The organism is Sandaracinobacter neustonicus (genome assembly GCF_006385875.1).
Classification (GTDB): Bacteria; Pseudomonadota; Alphaproteobacteria; order Sphingomonadales; family Sphingomonadaceae; genus Sandaracinobacteroides; species Sandaracinobacteroides neustonicus.
This window is the reverse complement of the sequence record NZ_VFSU01000010.1, coordinates 41,414-59,344: the sequence shown is the minus strand read 5'-3', so window position 1 is coordinate 59,344 and position 17,931 is coordinate 41,414. Positions and strand designations below refer to the sequence as shown.

Sequence of the window (17,931 nt, the reverse complement as noted above, 5' to 3'; positions counted from 1 at the left end):
TTGGTGAGCAACACGACGACGGGTGGCAAGTAGCGAAACCATCTAATTTTAAAAGTTCGCCTCGAACTGCCCCTAACAAGGCGATCTCGAGTTAAATCAAGTCGGGGGTGCAGGGGTTTCAAACCCCTGCCGGGTGGAGGGCAGCGCCCTCCCCGCCGGAGGCTTCTTGCGGATGGGGTGACACCCCTCCGACCCTTTGGGCCACCTCCCCTTGCAGGGGAGGATTTTTCAGGCGGCGGCGCGGAGTTCGAGGCGGCCCCAGATTTCCACCAGCGCTGCCACCAGTTCGCGCATCATCGCTTCATTGTGCGCCGGGCCGGGGGTGAAGCGGAGGCGTTCTGTGCCGCGGGGGACTGTGGGGAAATTGATCGGCTGCACATAGACGCCATATTCGGCGAGCAGGATGTCGCTGATTTTCTTCGCCTTTACCGGGCAGCCCACCATCAGCGGGACGATGTGGCTTTCGGAGGCCATCACCGGGAGATCGGCTTCGGCCATCAGCCGCTTCAGCAGCGCGGCGGAGGCTTGCTGGCCTTCGCGTTCGGCGCTGGAGGCTTTCAGGTGGCGCACGCTGGCCAGCGCGCCTGCCACCAGCACCGGGGACAGCGAAGTGGTGAAGATGAAGCCGGGGGCATAGCTGCGGATGCAGTCGATGATCATCTGATCCGCCGCGATATAGCCGCCCATCACGCCGAAGGCCTTGCCCAGCGTGCCCTCGATGATGGTGATGCGGGGCGCTGCCTCGTCCCGGTCTGAAATGCCGCCGCCGCGTGGGCCGTACATGCCGACCGCATGCACTTCATCCAGATAGGTGAGCGCGCCATATTTATCGGCGAGATCGCAAATGGCGTGCAGGGGGGCGACATCCCCATCCATCGAATAGACGGATTCAAACGCGATCAGCTTGGGGGTTTCCGGGTCTGCCGCGGCCAGCAGTTCCTCCAGATGCGCCAGATCATTGTGCCGCCACACCTGCTTTTCGCAGCCGGAATGGCGGATGCCCGCGATCATGGAGGCGTGATTCAGCTCATCGGAAAAGATGATGCAGCCCGGCAGCAGCTTGCCCAGCGTGGAGAGCGTCGCCTCGTTCGAGACATAGCCCGAGGTGAACAGCAGCGCGCCTTCCTTGCCGTGCAGATCGGCAAGTTCATGTTCCAGATCGATATGGTAATGGGTGTTGCCGCCAATGTTGCGGGTGCCGCCGGAGCCTGCGCCGACATCATGCAGCGCCTCTTCCATGGCGGCGATCACGCTGGGATGCTGGCCCATGGCGAGATAATCGTTGGAGCACCACACGGTGATCGGCTTCGGGCCATTGTGGCCGGCGAAGCAGCGCGCGTTGGGGAAGGCGCCCTTGTTGCGCAGGATATCGATGAAGACGCGGTAGCGCCCTTCCTCGTGCAGACGCTCGATCGCGTCTTTGAAGACCTGGCTGTAATCGACCACTTCGGCTCCGCGCCTTTCCACCCAAATTCCCTTGCGCCGTTAAACGCCGACGCGCTTTCCGGCAAGCGTAGCAATGCCGCCCTCTCGCGTCTACAAAGCGCACCGTCGAGGTATATTGATGACGATCAAACAGATTCCACTCTCTGAACTGGCGGGGAAACCCGTTGTGCTGCTGCTGTCTGGCGGGCTGGACAGCGCGACTTGTCTTGCGATGGCGAGCAATGCGGGAGCGAAGGTGCTGGCACTGACTATCGATTACAACCAGCGGCACCGGCGCGAGCTGGAAGCGGCCGACGCGCTGGCGGCGCGGTATAAGGTGGCGCGGCATATCCGCCTGCCGCTGGACCTGCGCGGCTTTGGCGGATCGGCGCTGACGGATGATATCGAGGTGCCTAAGGAGGGGGTTTTGCCGGGCATTCCGGTTACTTATGTGCCCGCACGCAATACGATTTTCCTGTCCGTCGCGCTGGGCTGGGCGGAGGCTTCCGGTGGTTCGGACCTGTTGATCGGGGTGAATGCGCTGGACTATTCCGGCTATCCGGATTGCCGCCCGGAGTTTGTGGCGGCGTTCGAGGACATGGCCAATCTGGCGACCAAGGCCGGGGTGGAGGGCACGGCGCGCTACAAGGTGCACACGCCGTTGCAGGCGCTGACCAAGGCCGGGATCGTGCAGGCCGCCGTGGAGGCCGGGCTGGACATGGGGATGACATGGTCCTGCTATGACCCGACGGTGGACGGCAAGCATTGCGGGCAGTGCGATTCGTGCCGCCTGCGGCAGAAGGGGTTTCAGGAGGCCGGCGTGCCCGACCCGACGCTCTACGCTGAAAAGCCGCCATCCGGCGGCGGCGCATGAGTTACGCAGTCAAGGAATTGTTCCTGACGCTTCAGGGCGAGGGCGCGCAGACGGGGATGCGGGCCGTGTTCCTGCGCTTTGCCGGGTGCAATTTGTGGACGGGGCGCGAGCAGGATCGCGACAAGGCGATCTGCAAGTTCTGCGACACCGATTTCGTGGGCACCGATGGCGAGGGCGGCGGCAAGTTCGCCGAGGCAGAGGCGCTGGCCGATGCGGTGGCGGCCATGTGGGGGCCGGGTGCCGTGCACCGGCTGGTGGTGTGCACCGGCGGTGAGCCGCTGTTGCAGCTGGACGCGGCGCTGATCGGGGCCTTGCACGCGCGGGGGTTCCGCATCGCGGTGGAATCGAACGGGACGGTAGAGGCGCCGGACGGGATCGACTGGCTGTGCATCAGCCCCAAGGCGGGGGCGGAAACAGTGCAGCGGCGGGGTGATGAGCTGAAGCTGGTGTATCCGCAGCCCGATCTGCTGCCCGATCAGGTGGCGGATTGGGCGTTCGCGCATTTCTTCGTGCAGCCGATGGACGGGCCGGAGCAGAAGGCGAATATCGACGCGGCGATCGGCTGGTGCCTTGCCAATCCGAAATGGCGGCTGAGTTTGCAGACGCACAAGCTGACGGGGATTCCATGACAGACGCGGCCGATGTGGTGGCCTTCTGGCGCGAGGCCGGGCCGCAAGCGTGGTTCGCCAAGGATGATGCGTTCGACGACCGCTTTCGCGCGGCCTTTATGCAAGCGCATGAAGCCGCCGTGCGCGGCGAACTGGCGGATTGGGAGGAAACGCCCGAAGGGGCGCTCGCGCTGATCCTGTTGCTGGACCAGTTTCCGCGCAATTGTTTCCGGGGCAGCGCGCGGATGTTCGCGTCTGACATGCTGGCGGTGGCGGCTGCCGACAGGGCGGTGGCGCGGGGGGATGATCTGGCGATTCCCGAAACGCTGCGGGCGTTTGTCTATTTGCCCTATGAACATGCCGAGGATCCGGCGTTGCAGCAGCGTTGCGTGGAATTGAACCGGCCGCTGGGCGGCGAATGGCTGCGCTTTGCCGAACTGCATCGCGACATCATCGCCCGCTTCGGGCGCTTTCCGCATCGCAACACCGTCCTCGGGCGGGTTTCCACGCCCGAGGAGATTGCGTTCCTTCAGACCGGCGGCTTCGCCGGCTGATCCGGCTTCAGGCGGCCGTAACCGGCAGTGAAACGCGGCGGCGACGCATGCTGGCCCCCACCAGCCCGAAGCCTGCGATCATCATCGCCCAGGTCGCCGGTTCCGGCACCACCGGGCCGGTGGGCGTGCCCGGCGTGTAGGTGAAGGTGAGCGTGCCGTTCCACAGGCCGTCCGGATTAGCCTCATCAGAATAGGTCTCGAAGAAATCCAACCACAGCAGACCGTCGGCATCGGTGGTGAAATCGAGCCCGTACCACACCAGATCGGCAAAACCATCAGCGCTATGGGTGCCGGGACCGTCGAGGCCGGGAGCTGGCGTGAAGAAGAAGCCGCCGGTTCCGCTCGTGTTGGACGCCATCATCGAGATTTCAGACAGCCAGGACGGATCGAAGGCGGTGACTGTGAAGGAGAAAGCGAAGCCGGTGACATACGCCCCCGCGCCGAGATCGAACGACATCGACACATTCTCGGCGCTGCCGAGATAGGTGTAGCTGGGCACATCCTTCAAATCGACCACAAGCGTGGCCGCGTTGGCGGATGTCGCCGCGAAGGCCGCAAGGGCCAGGGCAGGCAAAAGCTGCTTCATGAAATTACCCCTCTGTTAGCGGAGGGCAGCCCAATCGCGGACGGCCCCGGTGACGGAACAGCGGCACCGGCAGACAACGCCCGGAACCCACCACATCACAACGCGCAGGCAACCCCAACCTGCGATTCGGAGCTTACCGTTCCTATTGCGGTGCACAACAGACAATTTGACGACTCTGTCTATAACTGAGCCGAAATGGATCTATTCACGGACGACAGAGTGGGAAAAACGGGAACAGTTCATGATATTTCGAAAATGGAATATCATGAGTCATGTCGCAATGCAGCAAAATGAGCGAATAGCCCCGCCCTCGATCCGGCGGCGATTGCACCCTCGCGAACAGGCATTGCTTGTCTGCCCTCCGTCCCGCTCAACTCTCCCTGCGCTCAGGCCGAGCTTGTCGAAGCCCCGGACGCAAACGCACAATGGCTGAGCCGGGAGGCATGCCCCATGGGCTTCGACAAGCTCAGCCTGAGCGGGGTGAGGGGAGCAGTGGGAAAGGCGACGGGTTTGCAGAGAATAGGCTCTGCCAATCCAATGGCTTTATCCCAGCGCCTTTTTCAGCAGTTCGTTCACCACGGCCGGATTGGCCTTGCCGCCGCTGGCCTTCATCACCTGCCCCACGAAGAAGCCGAACAGCTTGTCTTTGCCGCCCCGGTAATCCGCCACCTTGTCGGCATTGGCGGCCATCACCTCGGCAATCGCGGTTTCCAGCGCGCCGGTGTCGCTCACCTGCTTCAGCCCACGCGCTTCGGCGATGGCGCCGGGATCTTCGCGGGTTTCCAGCATGATTTCGAACACCTGCTTCGCCAGCGGGCCAGACAGCGTGCCGTCCGCCATCAGCGCAAGCAGCTCGCCGCCCTGTGCCGGGGTGACGGGGCTGGCGGCGATCTCCACGCCCAGCTTGTTCAGCGCGCCGAACAGGTCGCCCGTCATCCAATTGGCGGCCTTTTCCGCCACCTGCGCCGGGGTTTTCGCCTGCCGCGCCGCGCTGTTCGCCAGCAGCGCTTCGAACCATGCCGAGCCATCCGCATCCGCCGTCAACACGCCCGCCAGATAGGGGCTGAGGCCCAGTTCGGATTCATAGCGCGCACGCTTGCTAGCGGGCAGCTCAGGCAGGCTGGCGGCGCAGTCCGCGATGAATTCCTCCGTCAGCTCCAGCGGCAGCAGATCCGGCTCAGGGAAATAGCGGTAATCATGCGCGTCCTCCTTGGAGCGCAGCGAGCGGGTTTCGCCTTTGTCCGGATCGAACAGCCGGGTTTCCTGTTGGATGCTGCCGCCATCCTCCAGAATTTCCACCTGCCGCTTCGCTTCATAAACAATGGCTTGCTGGATGAAGCGAATGGAGTTGACGTTCTTGATCTCGCAGCGCGTGCCGAATGGCTCCCCGGCCTTGCGGACAGAGACGTTCACATCGGCCCGCATCGAGCCTTCCTGCATATTACCGTCGCAACTGCCGACCGCCCGGAGGATGGCGCGCAACGTGGACACATAGGCCCCGGCCTGCGCCGGCGAGCGCATATCCGGCTTGGAGACGATTTCCATCAGCGCCACGCCGGAACGGTTCAGATCGACATAGGAGCGATCCGGCGAGAGATCGTGGATGGATTTGCCCGCATCTTGCTCAAGGTGGATGCGCTCGATCCCCACGGTGACTTTTTCGCCCTCATCGGTTTCGATCTCGATCGCGCCCTCGCCAACCACGGGGTGCTGGAATTGCGAGATCTGGTAGCCCTGCGGCAGATCGGCGTAGAAATAATTCTTGCGGTCGAACCGGCTCCAGCGGTTGATCGTCGCGCCCAGCGCAAGGCCGGTGCGAACCGCCTGCCGCACGCATTCGCCGTTCAGCACCGGCAGCATGCCGGGCATCGCCGCATCGACAAGGCTGACCTGGCTGTTCGGCTCCCCGCCGAATTCCGTCGCCGCGCCCGAAAACAGCTTGGAGTTCGAAACGACCTGCGCGTGGACTTCCAGCCCGATAACGAGCTCCCACGGGCCGGTACGGCCTTCGACAAGATAAGAGCCGGTGCGGCCGTCGTCATGATAAGCAGTTGCCATGCCCTGCCCTGTAGGCTGCCCTCATGGGGTGGCACAAGAGGGGCGATAGTGCGCGCAGATGCTGTCATTCCGCTTCGACAGCGTGGCGACGGGGCCGTTGTGGGCGATCTACCGGGCGAAACCGCCCGCCGCCGTTACCACCAGCGCGCAAGCGCAGCCGTAAACGCAGCCCGCTGCTCCAGCGCATAGGCCGCGTTCAGTACGCCCTGTTCATCCAGCGGACGGCCGATCAGTTGCAGGCCCAGCGGCAGCCCCTGCGCATCAAGGCCCGCCGGAATCGACATCGCCGGAAGCCCCGCAAGCGAGGCGGGCACCGTGAACACGTCGTTCAGATACATGGCGATGGGATCGGCCGTTTTCGAGCCAAGCTCGAACGCGGCGGTGGGGGCGGTGGGCGTCAGCAGCACGTCGCACGACTGGAAAGCGCGTTCAAAATCCTGCGCGATGAGGGCGCGGACCTTCTGCGCCTTCAGATAATAGGCATCATAGTAGCCCGCCGAGAGCACATAGGTGCCGATCATGATCCGGCGCTTCACTTCCGCGCCGAAGCCCGCCGCGCGGGTCGCCCCATACATGTCGGCGAGGCTGCCGCCTTCCGGCGCAACGCGGATACCATAGCGCACGCCATCATAGCGGGCGAGGTTGGACGACGCCTCTGCCGGGGCGACGATATAGTAGGTGGGCAGCGCCTCTTGCGTGTGCGGCAGCGAGACTTCGACGATCTCCGCGCCGGCATCCTTCGCCCATGCGACGCCATCCTCCCACAGCTTCACCAGCTGCGGGTCCATGCCCTCCACCCGATATTCCTTCGGGATACCCACGCGCTTGCCACGGAGATCGGCCGACAGCGCGCCTGCATAATGCGGCACGGGCACGTTCAGAGAGGTGGAATCCTTCGGATCGAAGCCCGCCATTGCTTCCAGCACCAGCGCATTGTCGGTCACGTCCCGCGCGAGCACGCCCGGCTGATCCAGCGAGGAGGCGAAGGCGATCACGCCCCAGCGCGAGCAGCGGCCATAGGTGGGCTTGATGCCCGCAATGCCGGTGAAGGCCGCCGGCTGACGGATCGAACCGCCGGTATCGGTGCCGGTCGCCGCCGCGCACAGCCGCGCCGCGACCGCCGCGGACGAACCACCGGACGAACCGCCGGGCACCAGCTTCGCCGTCGAGCCTTCGGCCCGCCACGGCGACACCACCGGGCCATAAGCCGAGGTTTCGTTGGACGAGCCCATCGCGAACTCGTCGAGGTTCAGCTTGCCCAGCATCGCCGCGCCCGCTTCGAACAGCTTCGAAGTGACGGTGCTTTCGTAGGTGGGCTTGAAGCCCTGCAAAATCTTCGAGGAGGCAGTGGTTTCCACCCCCTTGGTGCAGAACAGATCCTTGATGCCCAGCGGAATGCCCGCCAGCAGGCCCGCGTTGCCAGCCGCCAGCGCCGCATCGGCGGCATCGGCCGCCGCCAGCGCATGATCGGGCGTTTCCACGAGGAAGGCGTTCAGCGGCCGGGCGGCCTCCACCGCCGCCACATGCGCCGCAACCAGTTCGCGCGCGGTGAAATCCTTGGCAGCAAGCCCAGCCTTCATCGCGGCGAGCGAGAGATCGGTCAGCGCCGTCATTATTCGATCACCTTCGGCACCGCGAAGAAGCCGTGGCGGGCTTCCGGCGCATTGGCCAGCACGTCGGACTGGATGGCACCATCCGTCACCACATCCGCGCGCCAGTCGCGCGTGATCGGCATCACCGTCGCCATCGGCTGCACATCGCCGGTTTCCACCGCCTGCAGCTGATCGATCCAGCCGAGGATATTGTTCAGCTCAGCCGTGAGGTGCGGCACCTCCTGAGCACTCAGCGTCAGCCGGGCAAGCCCCGCCACGCGCGCAACCATCTTGTCGTCTACAGCCATGGCCGAGCGCCTAGCAGCGGGGGCGCTGGAGGGCAATTGGTCTGCTGCGAACCGCGCGGAAAGCGATCAGGCGGCGCGCTTGCCATCATCGAGTTCGCCGATCCCGGTAAGCGTGAACGGGCCGGTGCCGGGGAGTTCGACCCGCAGTTCCAGCTTGCCTCCGGCGGCCTCAACGAAGCGACGCAGGGTGGAGAGGTAAAGATCGGTCTGGCGCTCGATCTTCACAACCGAGGGTTGCTTGATGCCAAGGCTTTGGGCCATCTGTTCCTGGCTGCGTTCGGCCAGCTTGCGCAACGCCTTCAGACCTTCGACTTCGCGCTGGAGCTCGGCGGCGCGAGCCTTGATGCGGTCCCGGCGCTCGGTGGGAAGGCGCGCCAGCATCTGTTCCTGGGTGAGCGGCATATCGCTATCCTTTCAATGTTTCGAGATGCGCGGCGAACCGGGCATCGGCCTTGGCGATCAGGCCCTTGTAGAAGCGCTTTTGCGCCACCCCGCCCTTGTCCCCTGCCACCAATATGATGGCGCGGCGCGCGGGATCGAACGCAAACGCCACCCGCCATACCCCGCCATCTGCGGCGAACCGCAATTCCTTCATATTGGCGTGTTTCGACCCCACCAATGTATCGGCATGTGGCCGACCCAGCGATGGGCCATTGATGGCCAACAGCTCCGCCCGTGCCAGCAATTCGTCCTGCACATCTTCCGCCAGCGCCTCCATCTCGGGGAGGAAGGCGTCGTGGTAGAGAACAGTCCAGACCATGGACGCACATATCCTGAAAGCTATATATTGTCTATAGCCTAAAGGCTATTATTTGAAGTTATCAGTCCCCCGGCGGCCCCAGATACGCCGCCCCATACACCGCCTTGCGGATATCGGTGTGCAGGGTTCCGTCGAACGGCAGGGCCTGCACGAAAAACACCACGGCGAGCTTGTTGGCCGGGTCGATCCAGAACAGGGTGGAGGCCATGCCGTCCCAGAAGAATTCGCCGACGGCCCCCCGGTTCATGTTCGGCGAGGAGGGTTGGCGGGTGCGGACGGCGAAATCGAAGCCGAAGCCGCCATCCACCTTGCCGGGCAGCCAGTCGCGTTCGGTGATGGCGGGGTCCAGATGGTCGGTGGCCATCAGCCGCACGGTGGCGGGTTTCAGGATTCGCGCGCCGTCCAGTTCGCCGCCGTTCAGCAGCATGCGGGCGAAGCGCATATAATCGTCTATCGGGGCGACGATGCCAGCGCCGCCCATCGTCATGCGGGAGCCGGGGAAATTCATGGCGTGGAGTTGCGCATCCGGCACGCGGGTCAGCTGGCCGTCCGCGCCTTTCTGGTAGGCGATGGCGAGGCGGGGGAGCCGCTCCATCGGCTGATGCCAGCCGCTTTCGCGCATCTTCAGCGGGGTGAAGATGTGCTGCGCGACATAATCGGTGAGAGCTTGGCCGGAGAGTTTTTCCACCAGCAGCCCCTGCACATCCACAGCAGAGCTGTAGTGCCACTGGGTGCCCGGCTCGGCGAGGAGCGGCACCGTGGCGAGTTTCTGGCCGAACTCCGTGAGGTTGTTGGTGAGCGCCAGCGGATTGATCTTGCGGAATTCCTCGTCTGCGGCGGTCTGGCCGAAGCCGTAGGAGAAGCCCGCCGTGTGGCGCATCACGTCGCGGATGGTGATGGGGCGGGTTGCCGCACGCCACTTCGGCTTGCCTTCAGCATCCACGCCATCCTGCACGCGCATGTTCGCGAATTCGGGCAGATATTGCGCCAGCGGATCGTCCAGCCGGAACTTGCCCTGTTCCCACAGCTGCATCAGCGCCACCCCGGTGACGGGCTTCGTCATGGAGAAGATTTGCGCCAGCGTGTCGCGGCTCCACGGGCGCTTCGCCTCGCGGTCTGCGAGGCCCTGCTGACCGTAATAGGCTTCGCGGCCATCCTGCCAGACCAGCGCGGACACGCCGACCGCGCGGCCGCTGGAGAGCATCTGCGCCAGCGCCGCATCGATCCGGCGCTTGTCGAGGTGGACCTGTTCGGTGGCAGCGGCAGCAGGCGCGCGGGCCTGCACGGCGGGCGCGGAAAACAGCAGCGCGGCCGCGATGGCCGAGGCGATGGCAAGCTTCATGAAATCCCCCCGAATCAGCATTGTTAGCGCTATCCTAGGATGGCTCCGTCAGCGCCGCCATCTTCTTCAAAGCGATGGCCAGCCGTTCCGGTTCCTGCGCGCCCATCACCAGCCCCTTTTCCGCCAGGATCATCGCCGGCACGCCGCTGATGCCCATTTCCTGCCAATGCGCCTCCAGCGCCCGCACCTCGTTGGCGAACAGGTCGCTGTTCAGCACGGCGGCCGCCCCTTCGCGATCCAGCCCGGCGGCCTCCACGGCATTCAGCAGCAGTTGCCGGTCGCTCACATTCTCCCCTCGCGAGAAATAGGCGTTGAACAGCGCCAGTTTCAGATCGGTCTGTTTCCCCGAATCCTTGGCCCAGTGCAGCAGCCGGTGCGCATCCAGCGTGTTCCAGATGCGGGTGGATCGGGCGGAGAAATCGATGCCCAGCGGTTCGGCGATGGCCTTCATGCTGTGCCGGGTGGCCGCGGATTGGTCCGGCGTCGCGCCATATTTGCGGGCGATATGCTCGGCCACATCCTCGCCCTCGGGCGGCATCTGCGGGTTCAGCTCGAACGGGTGCCAGCGGATATCGCCCTCCAGCCCGGCGATCTCCAGCGCGCGTTCCAGCTGGCGATAGCCGATGAAACACCATGGGCAGACCACGTCCGAGATGATGTCGATCTGTATCCGGCCTGCCATGGCGCTCTCCGCTGCCCCATTCTCCGCTGCCCCATTCTCCACTGATTGAGGCGGGCGCATAATCGCGCTAGGGGCGCGCCATGTCCACACAGCCCGCACCGCGCGCCGGGGATAATCCCGAACGCCGCACCTTTGCCATTATCTCCCACCCGGATGCCGGGAAGACCACGCTGACCGAACGGCTGCTGCTGGCGGGCGGCGCGATCCATGCGGCGGGCGAAGTGAAGGCGCGCGGCGCGGCGCGGCGGGCGCGATCAGACTGGATGAAGATCGAGCAGCAGCGCGGCATTTCCGTCACCTCCTCGGTGATGACGTTCGAGCGCGGCGGCATCACCTTCAACCTGCTGGATACGCCGGGGCACGAGGATTTCTCGGAAGATACCTATCGCACGCTGACGGCGGTGGATTCCGCGGTGATGGTGATCGACGCCGCCAAGGGCATCGAGGCGCAGACGCTGAAGCTGTTCGAGGTGTGCCGGTTGCGCAGCGTGCCGATCATCACCTTCATCAACAAGGTGGACCGCGAAGGCCGCCCGCCGTTCGAATTGCTGGACGAGATCGCCGACAAGCTCGCTTTGGACGTGGCCCCGATGATGTGGCCCGCCGGGATGGGTGGCGAGTTCGAAGGGCTGTGGGATATCGAGCGCGAACGGCTGCAACTGGCCGACGGCAGCTTCTCGCCTGCGCCCTTCCCCGCCGCCCATGCCGATGAACTGGAGCTGGCGCAGGCGGGCTACCCCGCGTTCGACGAAGCGGCTTATCGGCATGGCGATCTGACGCCGGTCTATTTCGGCTCCGCACTGCGCGAACTGGGGGTGGAGCCGCTGATCGAGGCGCTGGCGCGCTATGCGCCGGGGCCGCGCCCGCAGCCTGCGGAGCCTGCGGCCATCGATCCGGCTTCGCCCACGGTGACGGGGTTCATCTTCAAGGTGCAGGCCAATATGAACCCGATGCACCGGGATCGGGTGGCCTTCATGCGGCTGTGTTCGGGGCGGTTCAAGCGCGGCATGCGGCTGAATCAGGTGGGCACCGGCAAGCAGATCGCCGTGCATTCCCCGGTGCTGTTCTTCGCGCGTGAGCGGGAAACGGCGGACGAGGCCTTCCCCGGCGACATTATCGGCATCCCCAACCACGGCACGCTGCGCGTGGGCGACACGCTGACCGACGGGCCGCCCGTCACCATCACCGGCCTGCCCAACTTCGCGCCGGAAATCCTGCGCCGCGTGGTGCTGAAAGACCCGACCAAGACCAAGCAGCTGAAAAAGGCGCTGGACGATATGGCCGAGGAAGGGGTGATCCAGGTGTTCCACCCGCAGATCGGCGCGCAGACTGTGGTGGGTGTGGTGGGGCAGCTGCAGCTGGAAGTTCTGATCTCCCGGCTGGAGGTGGAATATAAGGTGGACGCGGTGCTGGAAGCCTCCCCCTACGACACCGCGCGCTGGGTCGCCTCTGACGACGCGGCGGCGTTGCGCAAGTTGCAGGAGGAACACCGCAGCCAGATGGCCGGGGATCGCGACGGCCACCCCGTGTTCATGGCCAAGGATTTGTGGGACCTGAACTATATTCAGGGGCGGCACCCGGCGGTGCGTTTTTCCGCGACGCGGGAGCGGCGGTGAAGGTTGTTGTGCCGAACGGAGCCGCCCCGTTGCTGCTGTTTGCAGGAAGTGCCATCAACAGGTGGTGATCAGCGCTGCAAATAGTCCGCCTCTTGTTGCATCATTCGTCGAGCCAATGCTTGGTTCAACGGCTTGGGGCGTGAAGCAAGGCCATGGCAGCCTTCTGACCTTCGAATTCGGTCCACCGAAGTTGGAAATCAACGAGCAAATTTCTCGCTCTCGCCGGTTCGCTTACGTTCGCGGCCAGTGGCATTTGTGGATTTACTGCTGTCACTGGAAAATCATTCAGGGCGGGGAGCAATTGGCTTGGAGCGAGGACGACGAAAAGACCATTGCTCGGGCGACCGCCATGCTGAACGGCCAAAATCTTATCGAGATAAATGTTGGCCCTGACGATGGTCGCTCCATGTTCAGCTTCGATCTCGGCGGATATCTAGAAACATGGCCCTATGCCGGGGATGCCACTGAGGAGCAGTGGATGATCTACAATGAAACCGACGTGCTCAGCCTGAACGCGTCGGGTCTCTTTGCGCTCAACCCAAGCGATGCTTCCGCCGACATGGTTTGCTGGGGCGTGTCGAAATAGCGGTCGCCGCACCGCCGTCGCCCAGTACCTGACACCGGGCTGCGCCAGTCTGGCTGGAGGGGGGAGACCATTGAAGTTGTTCAGACGATTTGAGTGGAAGCGCCATGGTCAGGATAAAGCCATATGCAGCGGAGCATTTTGAAGGCGTAAAAGCGCTTTGGGAGCATGTGTTTCCGAACGATCCCATGTGGAACCGCGCGGAATTTTCGATCCCCAAAAAGCTTGAGGTGCAGCCAGACCTGTTCCTGGTTGCTGAAGACAGCGGGCAAGTCCTCGGCACGGTGATGGCCGGTTATGACGGGCATAGAGGCTGGCTATATTCGGTTGCCGTCCGGCCTGATGCGCAACGCAAGGGAATTGGCTCAAGCCTGCTCGCCGAGGCTGAACGGAGGCTGGCAGCACTTGGGTGCGGCAAGATCAACCTCCAGATCAGGGCAGGCAATGAGGCCGTCACGGCCTTCTATCGTCATCACGGCTATGATGTTGAGGATCGCGTCAGCATGGGAAAGCGCTTCGGCAGCGAGTGAAGGCGGCGGTGCGAGACGAAATCAGCACCCCGCCGCCCCCGCCTCAGGTCGTCTGCCCGCCATCCACCGTCAGGATGGCACCCGTGATGTGGCGCGCCGCAGGGCTGGCCAGAAACGCAACGGCGGCCGCGATATCCTGCGGTGTGCCATAGCGGCCCAGCGGGCTCAGGCTGCGCTGGAAGTCGGCGAATTGGCCGTCGGCCGGATTCATGTCGGTGTCGGTCGAACCCGGCTGCACCAGCGTGACGGCGATGTCGCGCGGCCCCAACTCGCGGGCTAGCCCCCGCGTGTACGAATGCAGGGCGGACTTCGTCATGAAATAAATGCTGGCCCCATCGCCGACGATCCGTTCCGCGCCGGCGGAACCGATGGTGATGATCCGCCCACCGGCCGGAAGATAGGAAATGGCCGCCTGCGCCGCCAGGATTGGCCCGCGCACGTTCACATTGAACAGCGCGTCAATCGTCTCGACGCTGATATCCGCGAAGGTTGCATAGGCGGCGATTCCCGCATTGTTGACGAGGATGTCCAGCCCGCCCAGTGCCTCTGCTGTGGCATCGACGGACCGCTTGATCGCCACGGGATCGGCACTGTCCGCCTGAATCGCCACGGCCTTGCGCCCCTTCGCCTCGATCGCGCGGACAACGTCCGCTGCCCGCTCTGCCGAGCGTTCATAGGTGAGCGCGACATCCGCGCCCTGTTCCGCAAGGGCAATGGCAATCGCCGCCCCGATGCCACGCGAACCGCCTGTCACGAGCGCGCGCTTTCCTGCCAGTTCCGCCATTTCAACGTCCTTTCTGTAGTGATTGATACAAAACTAACTAGACGATTGCCGGGCACGGTCAAGCGATTTATATATCAATCGATGCAGAATTATGTCCCGAAGGCCGAAACGACACCCCGCGCCGGGGCGAGGGCACGCGGACGGCCGCGCGCATTCGATCGGGAAGCCGCGCTGGAACAGGCGACCCGGCTATTCTGGGCGAAGGGATTCGAAGCCACATCCATCACCGACCTGACTCAAGCCATGGGGATCGGGGCGCCCAGCCTCTATGCCGCCTTCCAGTCGAAGGAAGCGCTCTATGCTGAGGCGCTGGATCATTATGCCCGGACCAATGAAGGCTATGTCTGGTGCGGTTTTCATTCAGCGCCGACCGCGCGCGAAGCCGTGCGACGGCTGCTGATGGATTCGGCAGCGGTGCTGACAGGCTGCGTCATCGACAGTCCGCGCGGCTGCATGGTGACGCTGTCGTCCGTCGGCAGCGAGGGCCATCAGCAACTGGGCGAACTGGTCCGATCGGCACGCGGCATCACCTTTCAGCGCCTGCTGGGCCGCCTGCAAACGGCCGTTGCAGACGGTGAAATTCCGCCTGAGACCAATCTGGAAGGCCTCGCCCGCTTCGTGCAGGCCTTGCAGAACGGCATGTCGATCATGGCGCGCGATGGTGTGGGCCGCGCTGATCTGGAGGCCGTTGCCGATGTGGCGATGGTAGGCTGGGATGCGCGGATCGGTGCCGCACCGGCCTGAAGGCGCTCGTCTCGGCTGACAATCCGCGCCACCGCCCATTCCACCCTTTCGCGCGCCGGTTCCCCCGCTATGCTGCCGCCATGCGCTTCCTCACCATGGCCATCGCCGCCCTCGCCCTCTCCACCCCCGCCGCTGCCCAATCCTCAGCACCGGCCACCGGGCTGGAGGCGGCCCTGCCGGAAATCCGCAAGGGGTTTGCGGACTGGCAGCTGGACAACCGCGTGCCCGGCCTCGTGTGGGGCATCGTGAAGGACGGCAAGCTGATCCATGTGGAAGCGCTGGGCGTGCAGGATCTGGAAACGAAACGCCCCGTCACCGCTGACTCGGCGTTTCGCATCGCCTCCATGTCGAAGGCGTTTACCGCTTATGAAATTTTGCAACTGGAGGCGCAGGGGAAGCTGAGCCTGTCCGATCCGGCCGCGAAATATGTGCCCGAACTAAAGGGCTGGGCGGCCGGGATTACCGTGGGCGATCTCTTGCACCACACCGCCGGTTTCGTAACCGACGACCCTTGGGGGGATCGCCAACAGGTGCGCACCCCGGCCGAGTTCACCGCCATGCTGAAGGCCGGGTTCCCCCTGCAATCCGCGCCGGGCAGCGCCTATGAATATTCCAACTTCGGCTATGCCACCCTTGGGCGGATCGTCACCAACGTCTCCGGGCGGCCCTATCAGCAGCAGATCGGTGAGACGGTGATGAAGCCGCTGGGCATGGCATCCACCACTTATGACGTGTTCAAGGTGCCCGATGCCCGGCTGGCGCGCGGATACCGCTGGGAAAACGGCAAATGGTCGCCCGAGCCGATGATGAAGGACGGCGAGTTCGGGGCGATGGGCGGCGTTGTCACCACGGCCAATGATTATGCGAAATGGGTGGCGCATCTGCTGTCCGGCTGGCCAGCCGAGGCGAAGGCCGCCGGGCCGAACGGGGTGATCCGCGCCATGCGATACGGCGGCGGCATCCCGCACGCCCGCACCCGGCCGGGCAAGGACGCGCCGGATTGCCGCATCGGCTTCATCTATGCGGGCGGGCTGGTCTCCGGCACCGATTGCCTGCTGGGGCCGGTGCTGTTCCATTCCGGCGGCTACCCCGGTTACGGATCGCACATGCTGCTGTTGCCGGAGGCCGGGGTGGGCCTGTTCGCCTTTGCCAACCGCACCTATGCCGCGCCGCTGCCGCCCGTTTGGGACGCCGCAGGCGCGTTGCAGCGCGCGGGGCTGCTGGCGAAACGCCCCACGCCCGTGTCGCCGCAGCTGGCGGCTTCCTATGCGGTTGCGCAGCGGTTGTGGGCGGCCGGACGGATCGACGCCGAGCCGGGCGTGCTGGCCGAAAATATGCTGATGGATCGTTCCGCCGAGAATTGGGCGGCGGAATTCGCCCGGCTGAAGGGCGAGAGCGGCGATTGCGACACCTCCGCGCCGATCGTGCCGACGGGGGCGATGTCCGGCACCTTCCAGTGGCGCTGCGCGGTGGGGCGGATCAACGGCCAGCTGCTGCTGGCCCCCACGCCGACGCCGCAGATTCAGGCGCTCAGGCTGTCGCGGCCCTGAGGCCCCGGCCCTAATTCCAGCGCCGCCGCTTGCGCAGCCAGCCCATGCGCCAGGGGATCAACACTACGCCCGTCAGCGCCAGCAGCAGCGCCAGCGCAGAGGCCCCGCGCAGCCAGTTGTTGTTGATATCCTCATGGTCGCGCCAATCCATGATGTGCAGGCTCCAGAGGAAATCATAGACGCGCCACAGCCCGGTGCGCCGCGCGGCCACCCGGCCTTCATCGGCGGACACGAACAGGCGGGTGGTTTCCGCATCATCGAAATCCACCCGCCACGCCGGAAGCGGACCGCGATATTCCGGGCTGGCGGCGGTGACGGCGGAGACGGACACGGGCTTGCCCTTGCCGGTGAAATCGGCCGCTGCCAGCGCCCGCGCAGTGTCGGCGGAAATGGGCGACAGCGGCGCGCCGGTGCGGGCATCGAACAGGCGCGCCCCGCCCTCCCCTGCCAGCAGCAGCACCGGCTGGCCCAACATCTGGCGGATTTCGATCCGGTCCGCCTTGCCGGGCGGCAGCGCGGCCAGCGCCGTGGCGATTTCGGGCACGAGTGCGTGCGGATCGACGGCGGGCGCGGGCACGGCCTTCAGATGCTCGCCCCGGATGCGCTCGATGGGCACCACGCTCATGAACAGGCCGCTTGCCACCCACAGCAGCAGCTGAATGCCCACGATCAGCGCGATCCAGCGGTGCAGCCGCCCGGCGGAACTGGCGAAGCGCGCGCCGCCCGCCACCATTAAAGGCCGAGCGCGCGGTTGGCGGCGGCCACCCGATCGCGCGAGCGGGCAGAGAGCGCCTCGGTGCGCGCCGTCAGCGCCAGCACCGCCTGCCGGTCCGCGTCGGTTTCGGGCAGGCTGTCCACCATGCGCGCCAGCGGCACCAGCCGCACGCCGATTCCATCCAGCGGCGCGCGGGCCTGATCATAGCGCGACAACGCCATCTGCGCGTTGGACCAGCCTTCCGTGCCCACCCCCTTCCCGCGTGCGGCCGCCAATTCGCGATCCAGCGCCCCGCCCAGCGCGGCCAGTTCCGATTCGGCAGCGGCAAGGGCGGCGCTTTCGCGTTGCAGGTCTGCGCGCAGGCTGGCCTGTTGTTCGGGCAGCAACGCAGGGGTGATCTCCGCGCCGGGGGCCTCGATCAGCCGCTCCGCCTCTGCCGGGCGGGGGGCGAGCGAGGGAAAACTGCCCTTCGGCCCGGCACATGCGGACAGGGCGGCAGCAAGGGCGAGGGCCGTGGCGGCGGGGAAAATCGGGGAGGCGCGCATATTTTCTCCCTAGCCGGGTGGCGCGCGCGCTTGCAATCCGCAGACGCCTCCCTTAAACGCCGCCCTCCAAGGCGC

General features: G+C 65.1%; 20 protein-coding genes. 8 read left to right on the top strand and 12 right to left on the bottom strand.

Translation table 11 applies throughout. The features are described 5' to 3' along the window. Positions 1-228: 228 nt before the first annotated feature. A complete protein-coding gene (hemA, locus tag FJQ54_RS01435) occupies positions 229-1,467 on the bottom strand; it encodes a 5-aminolevulinate synthase (RefSeq protein ID WP_140926504.1) in 1,239 nt (412 codons plus the stop codon). A gap of 97 nt (positions 1,468-1,564) precedes the next feature. On the opposite strand from hemA, the gene queC reads away from it, so the two are divergent. The 3 genes from queC to FJQ54_RS01420 are packed head-to-tail and all read left to right on the top strand — an operon-like array spanning position 1,565 to position 3,461. After that, positions 1,565-2,299: a 7-cyano-7-deazaguanine synthase QueC gene (queC, locus tag FJQ54_RS01430; protein ID WP_140926503.1), complete on the top strand. Its 735-nt coding sequence runs from the start codon at positions 1,565-1,567 to the stop codon at positions 2,297-2,299. Continuing rightward, positions 2,296-2,928, top strand: a complete 633-nt coding sequence (queE, locus tag FJQ54_RS01425; protein ID WP_140926502.1) for a 7-carboxy-7-deazaguanine synthase — start codon at positions 2,296-2,298, stop codon at positions 2,926-2,928. Before queC ends, queE begins: the two co-directional genes overlap by 4 nt. Continuing rightward, positions 2,925-3,461 carry a DUF924 family protein gene (locus FJQ54_RS01420; protein WP_207790335.1) on the top strand — a complete coding sequence of 179 codons (537 nt, stop codon included), beginning with the start codon at positions 2,925-2,927 and terminating at the stop codon, positions 3,459-3,461. Before queE ends, FJQ54_RS01420 begins: the two co-directional genes overlap by 4 nt. Positions 3,462-3,468: 7 nt before the next feature. On the opposite strand, the gene FJQ54_RS17680 is transcribed toward FJQ54_RS01420, so the two are convergent. From FJQ54_RS17680 to FJQ54_RS01380, 8 genes are all read right to left on the bottom strand, one after another. Next, positions 3,469-4,047: a PEPxxWA-CTERM sorting domain-containing protein gene (locus FJQ54_RS17680; RefSeq protein WP_235890262.1), complete on the bottom strand. Its 579-nt coding sequence runs from the start codon at positions 4,045-4,047 to the stop codon at positions 3,469-3,471. 543 nt (positions 4,048-4,590) lie between these two features. Further along, positions 4,591-6,105 carry an Asp-tRNA(Asn)/Glu-tRNA(Gln) amidotransferase subunit GatB gene (gene gatB / locus FJQ54_RS01410; RefSeq protein ID WP_140926500.1) on the bottom strand — a complete coding sequence of 505 codons (1,515 nt, stop codon included), beginning with the start codon at positions 6,103-6,105 and terminating at the stop codon, positions 4,591-4,593. 134 nt (positions 6,106-6,239) lie between these two features. Then, positions 6,240-7,718: an Asp-tRNA(Asn)/Glu-tRNA(Gln) amidotransferase subunit GatA gene (gene gatA, locus FJQ54_RS01405; RefSeq protein WP_140926499.1), complete on the bottom strand. Its 1,479-nt coding sequence runs from the start codon at positions 7,716-7,718 to the stop codon at positions 6,240-6,242. Beyond that, positions 7,718-8,005 carry an Asp-tRNA(Asn)/Glu-tRNA(Gln) amidotransferase subunit GatC gene (gene gatC / locus FJQ54_RS01400; RefSeq protein ID WP_140926498.1) on the bottom strand — a complete coding sequence of 96 codons (288 nt, stop codon included), beginning with the start codon at positions 8,003-8,005 and terminating at the stop codon, positions 7,718-7,720. Before gatC ends, gatA begins: the two co-directional genes overlap by 1 nt. 66 nt (positions 8,006-8,071) lie before the next feature. Continuing rightward, on the bottom strand, positions 8,072-8,407 hold the full coding sequence (locus FJQ54_RS01395) for an XRE family transcriptional regulator (protein WP_140926497.1): 336 nt from the start codon (positions 8,405-8,407) through the stop codon (positions 8,072-8,074). Positions 8,408-8,411: 4 nt separating this feature from the next. Continuing rightward, entirely contained in the window at positions 8,412-8,765 is a 354-nt protein-coding gene (locus FJQ54_RS01390; RefSeq protein ID WP_140926496.1) for a type II toxin-antitoxin system RelE/ParE family toxin, read from the bottom strand. A gap of 61 nt (positions 8,766-8,826) precedes the next feature. Next, on the bottom strand, positions 8,827-10,128 hold the full coding sequence (locus FJQ54_RS01385; protein ID WP_235890261.1) for a serine hydrolase domain-containing protein: 1,302 nt from the start codon (positions 10,126-10,128) through the stop codon (positions 8,827-8,829). Between the two features lie 13 nt (positions 10,129-10,141). After that, entirely contained in the window at positions 10,142-10,789 is a 648-nt protein-coding gene (locus FJQ54_RS01380) for a DsbA family oxidoreductase (RefSeq protein WP_140926495.1), read from the bottom strand. Positions 10,790-10,869: 80 nt separating this feature from the next. Here FJQ54_RS01380 and FJQ54_RS01375 point away from each other — a divergent pair, with 80 nt between their 5' ends. The 3 genes from FJQ54_RS01375 to FJQ54_RS01365 all read left to right on the top strand — a co-directional run bounded on the left by FJQ54_RS01375 (position 10,870) and on the right by FJQ54_RS01365 (position 13,518). Continuing rightward, on the top strand, positions 10,870-12,405 hold the full coding sequence (locus FJQ54_RS01375; protein WP_140926494.1) for a peptide chain release factor 3: 1,536 nt from the start codon (positions 10,870-10,872) through the stop codon (positions 12,403-12,405). 64 nt (positions 12,406-12,469) lie between these two features. Beyond that, positions 12,470-12,991, top strand: coding sequence for a hypothetical protein (locus FJQ54_RS01370; protein ID WP_140926493.1), 522 nt, complete (start codon positions 12,470-12,472; stop codon positions 12,989-12,991). Between the two features lie 104 nt (positions 12,992-13,095). Then, on the top strand, positions 13,096-13,518 hold the full coding sequence (locus tag FJQ54_RS01365) for a GNAT family acetyltransferase (protein WP_140926492.1): 423 nt from the start codon (positions 13,096-13,098) through the stop codon (positions 13,516-13,518). Positions 13,519-13,561: 43 nt separating this feature from the next. Here FJQ54_RS01365 and FJQ54_RS01360 read toward each other — a convergent pair whose 3' ends face one another. Then, positions 13,562-14,302 (bottom strand): SDR family NAD(P)-dependent oxidoreductase, encoded by a 741-nt coding sequence (locus FJQ54_RS01360; protein ID WP_140926491.1) that lies wholly within the window; start codon positions 14,300-14,302, stop codon positions 13,562-13,564. Positions 14,303-14,383: 81 nt separating this feature from the next. Here FJQ54_RS01360 and FJQ54_RS01355 point away from each other — a divergent pair, with 81 nt between their 5' ends. Continuing rightward, complete coding sequence (locus FJQ54_RS01355; protein ID WP_140926490.1) at positions 14,384-15,046, top strand: TetR/AcrR family transcriptional regulator; 663 nt, start codon at positions 14,384-14,386, stop codon at positions 15,044-15,046. Between the two features lie 80 nt (positions 15,047-15,126). Next, positions 15,127-16,596, top strand: a complete 1,470-nt coding sequence (locus FJQ54_RS01350) for a serine hydrolase domain-containing protein (RefSeq protein WP_140926489.1) — start codon at positions 15,127-15,129, stop codon at positions 16,594-16,596. A gap of 10 nt (positions 16,597-16,606) precedes the next feature. On the opposite strand, the gene FJQ54_RS01345 is transcribed toward FJQ54_RS01350, so the two are convergent. After that, positions 16,607-17,329, bottom strand: coding sequence for a PepSY domain-containing protein (locus FJQ54_RS01345; RefSeq protein ID WP_140926488.1), 723 nt, complete (start codon positions 17,327-17,329; stop codon positions 16,607-16,609). Then, positions 17,329-17,856 carry a hypothetical protein gene (locus FJQ54_RS01340; protein WP_140926487.1) on the bottom strand — a complete coding sequence of 176 codons (528 nt, stop codon included), beginning with the start codon at positions 17,854-17,856 and terminating at the stop codon, positions 17,329-17,331. Before FJQ54_RS01340 ends, FJQ54_RS01345 begins: the two co-directional genes overlap by 1 nt. Positions 17,857-17,931: the final 75 nt, after the last annotated feature.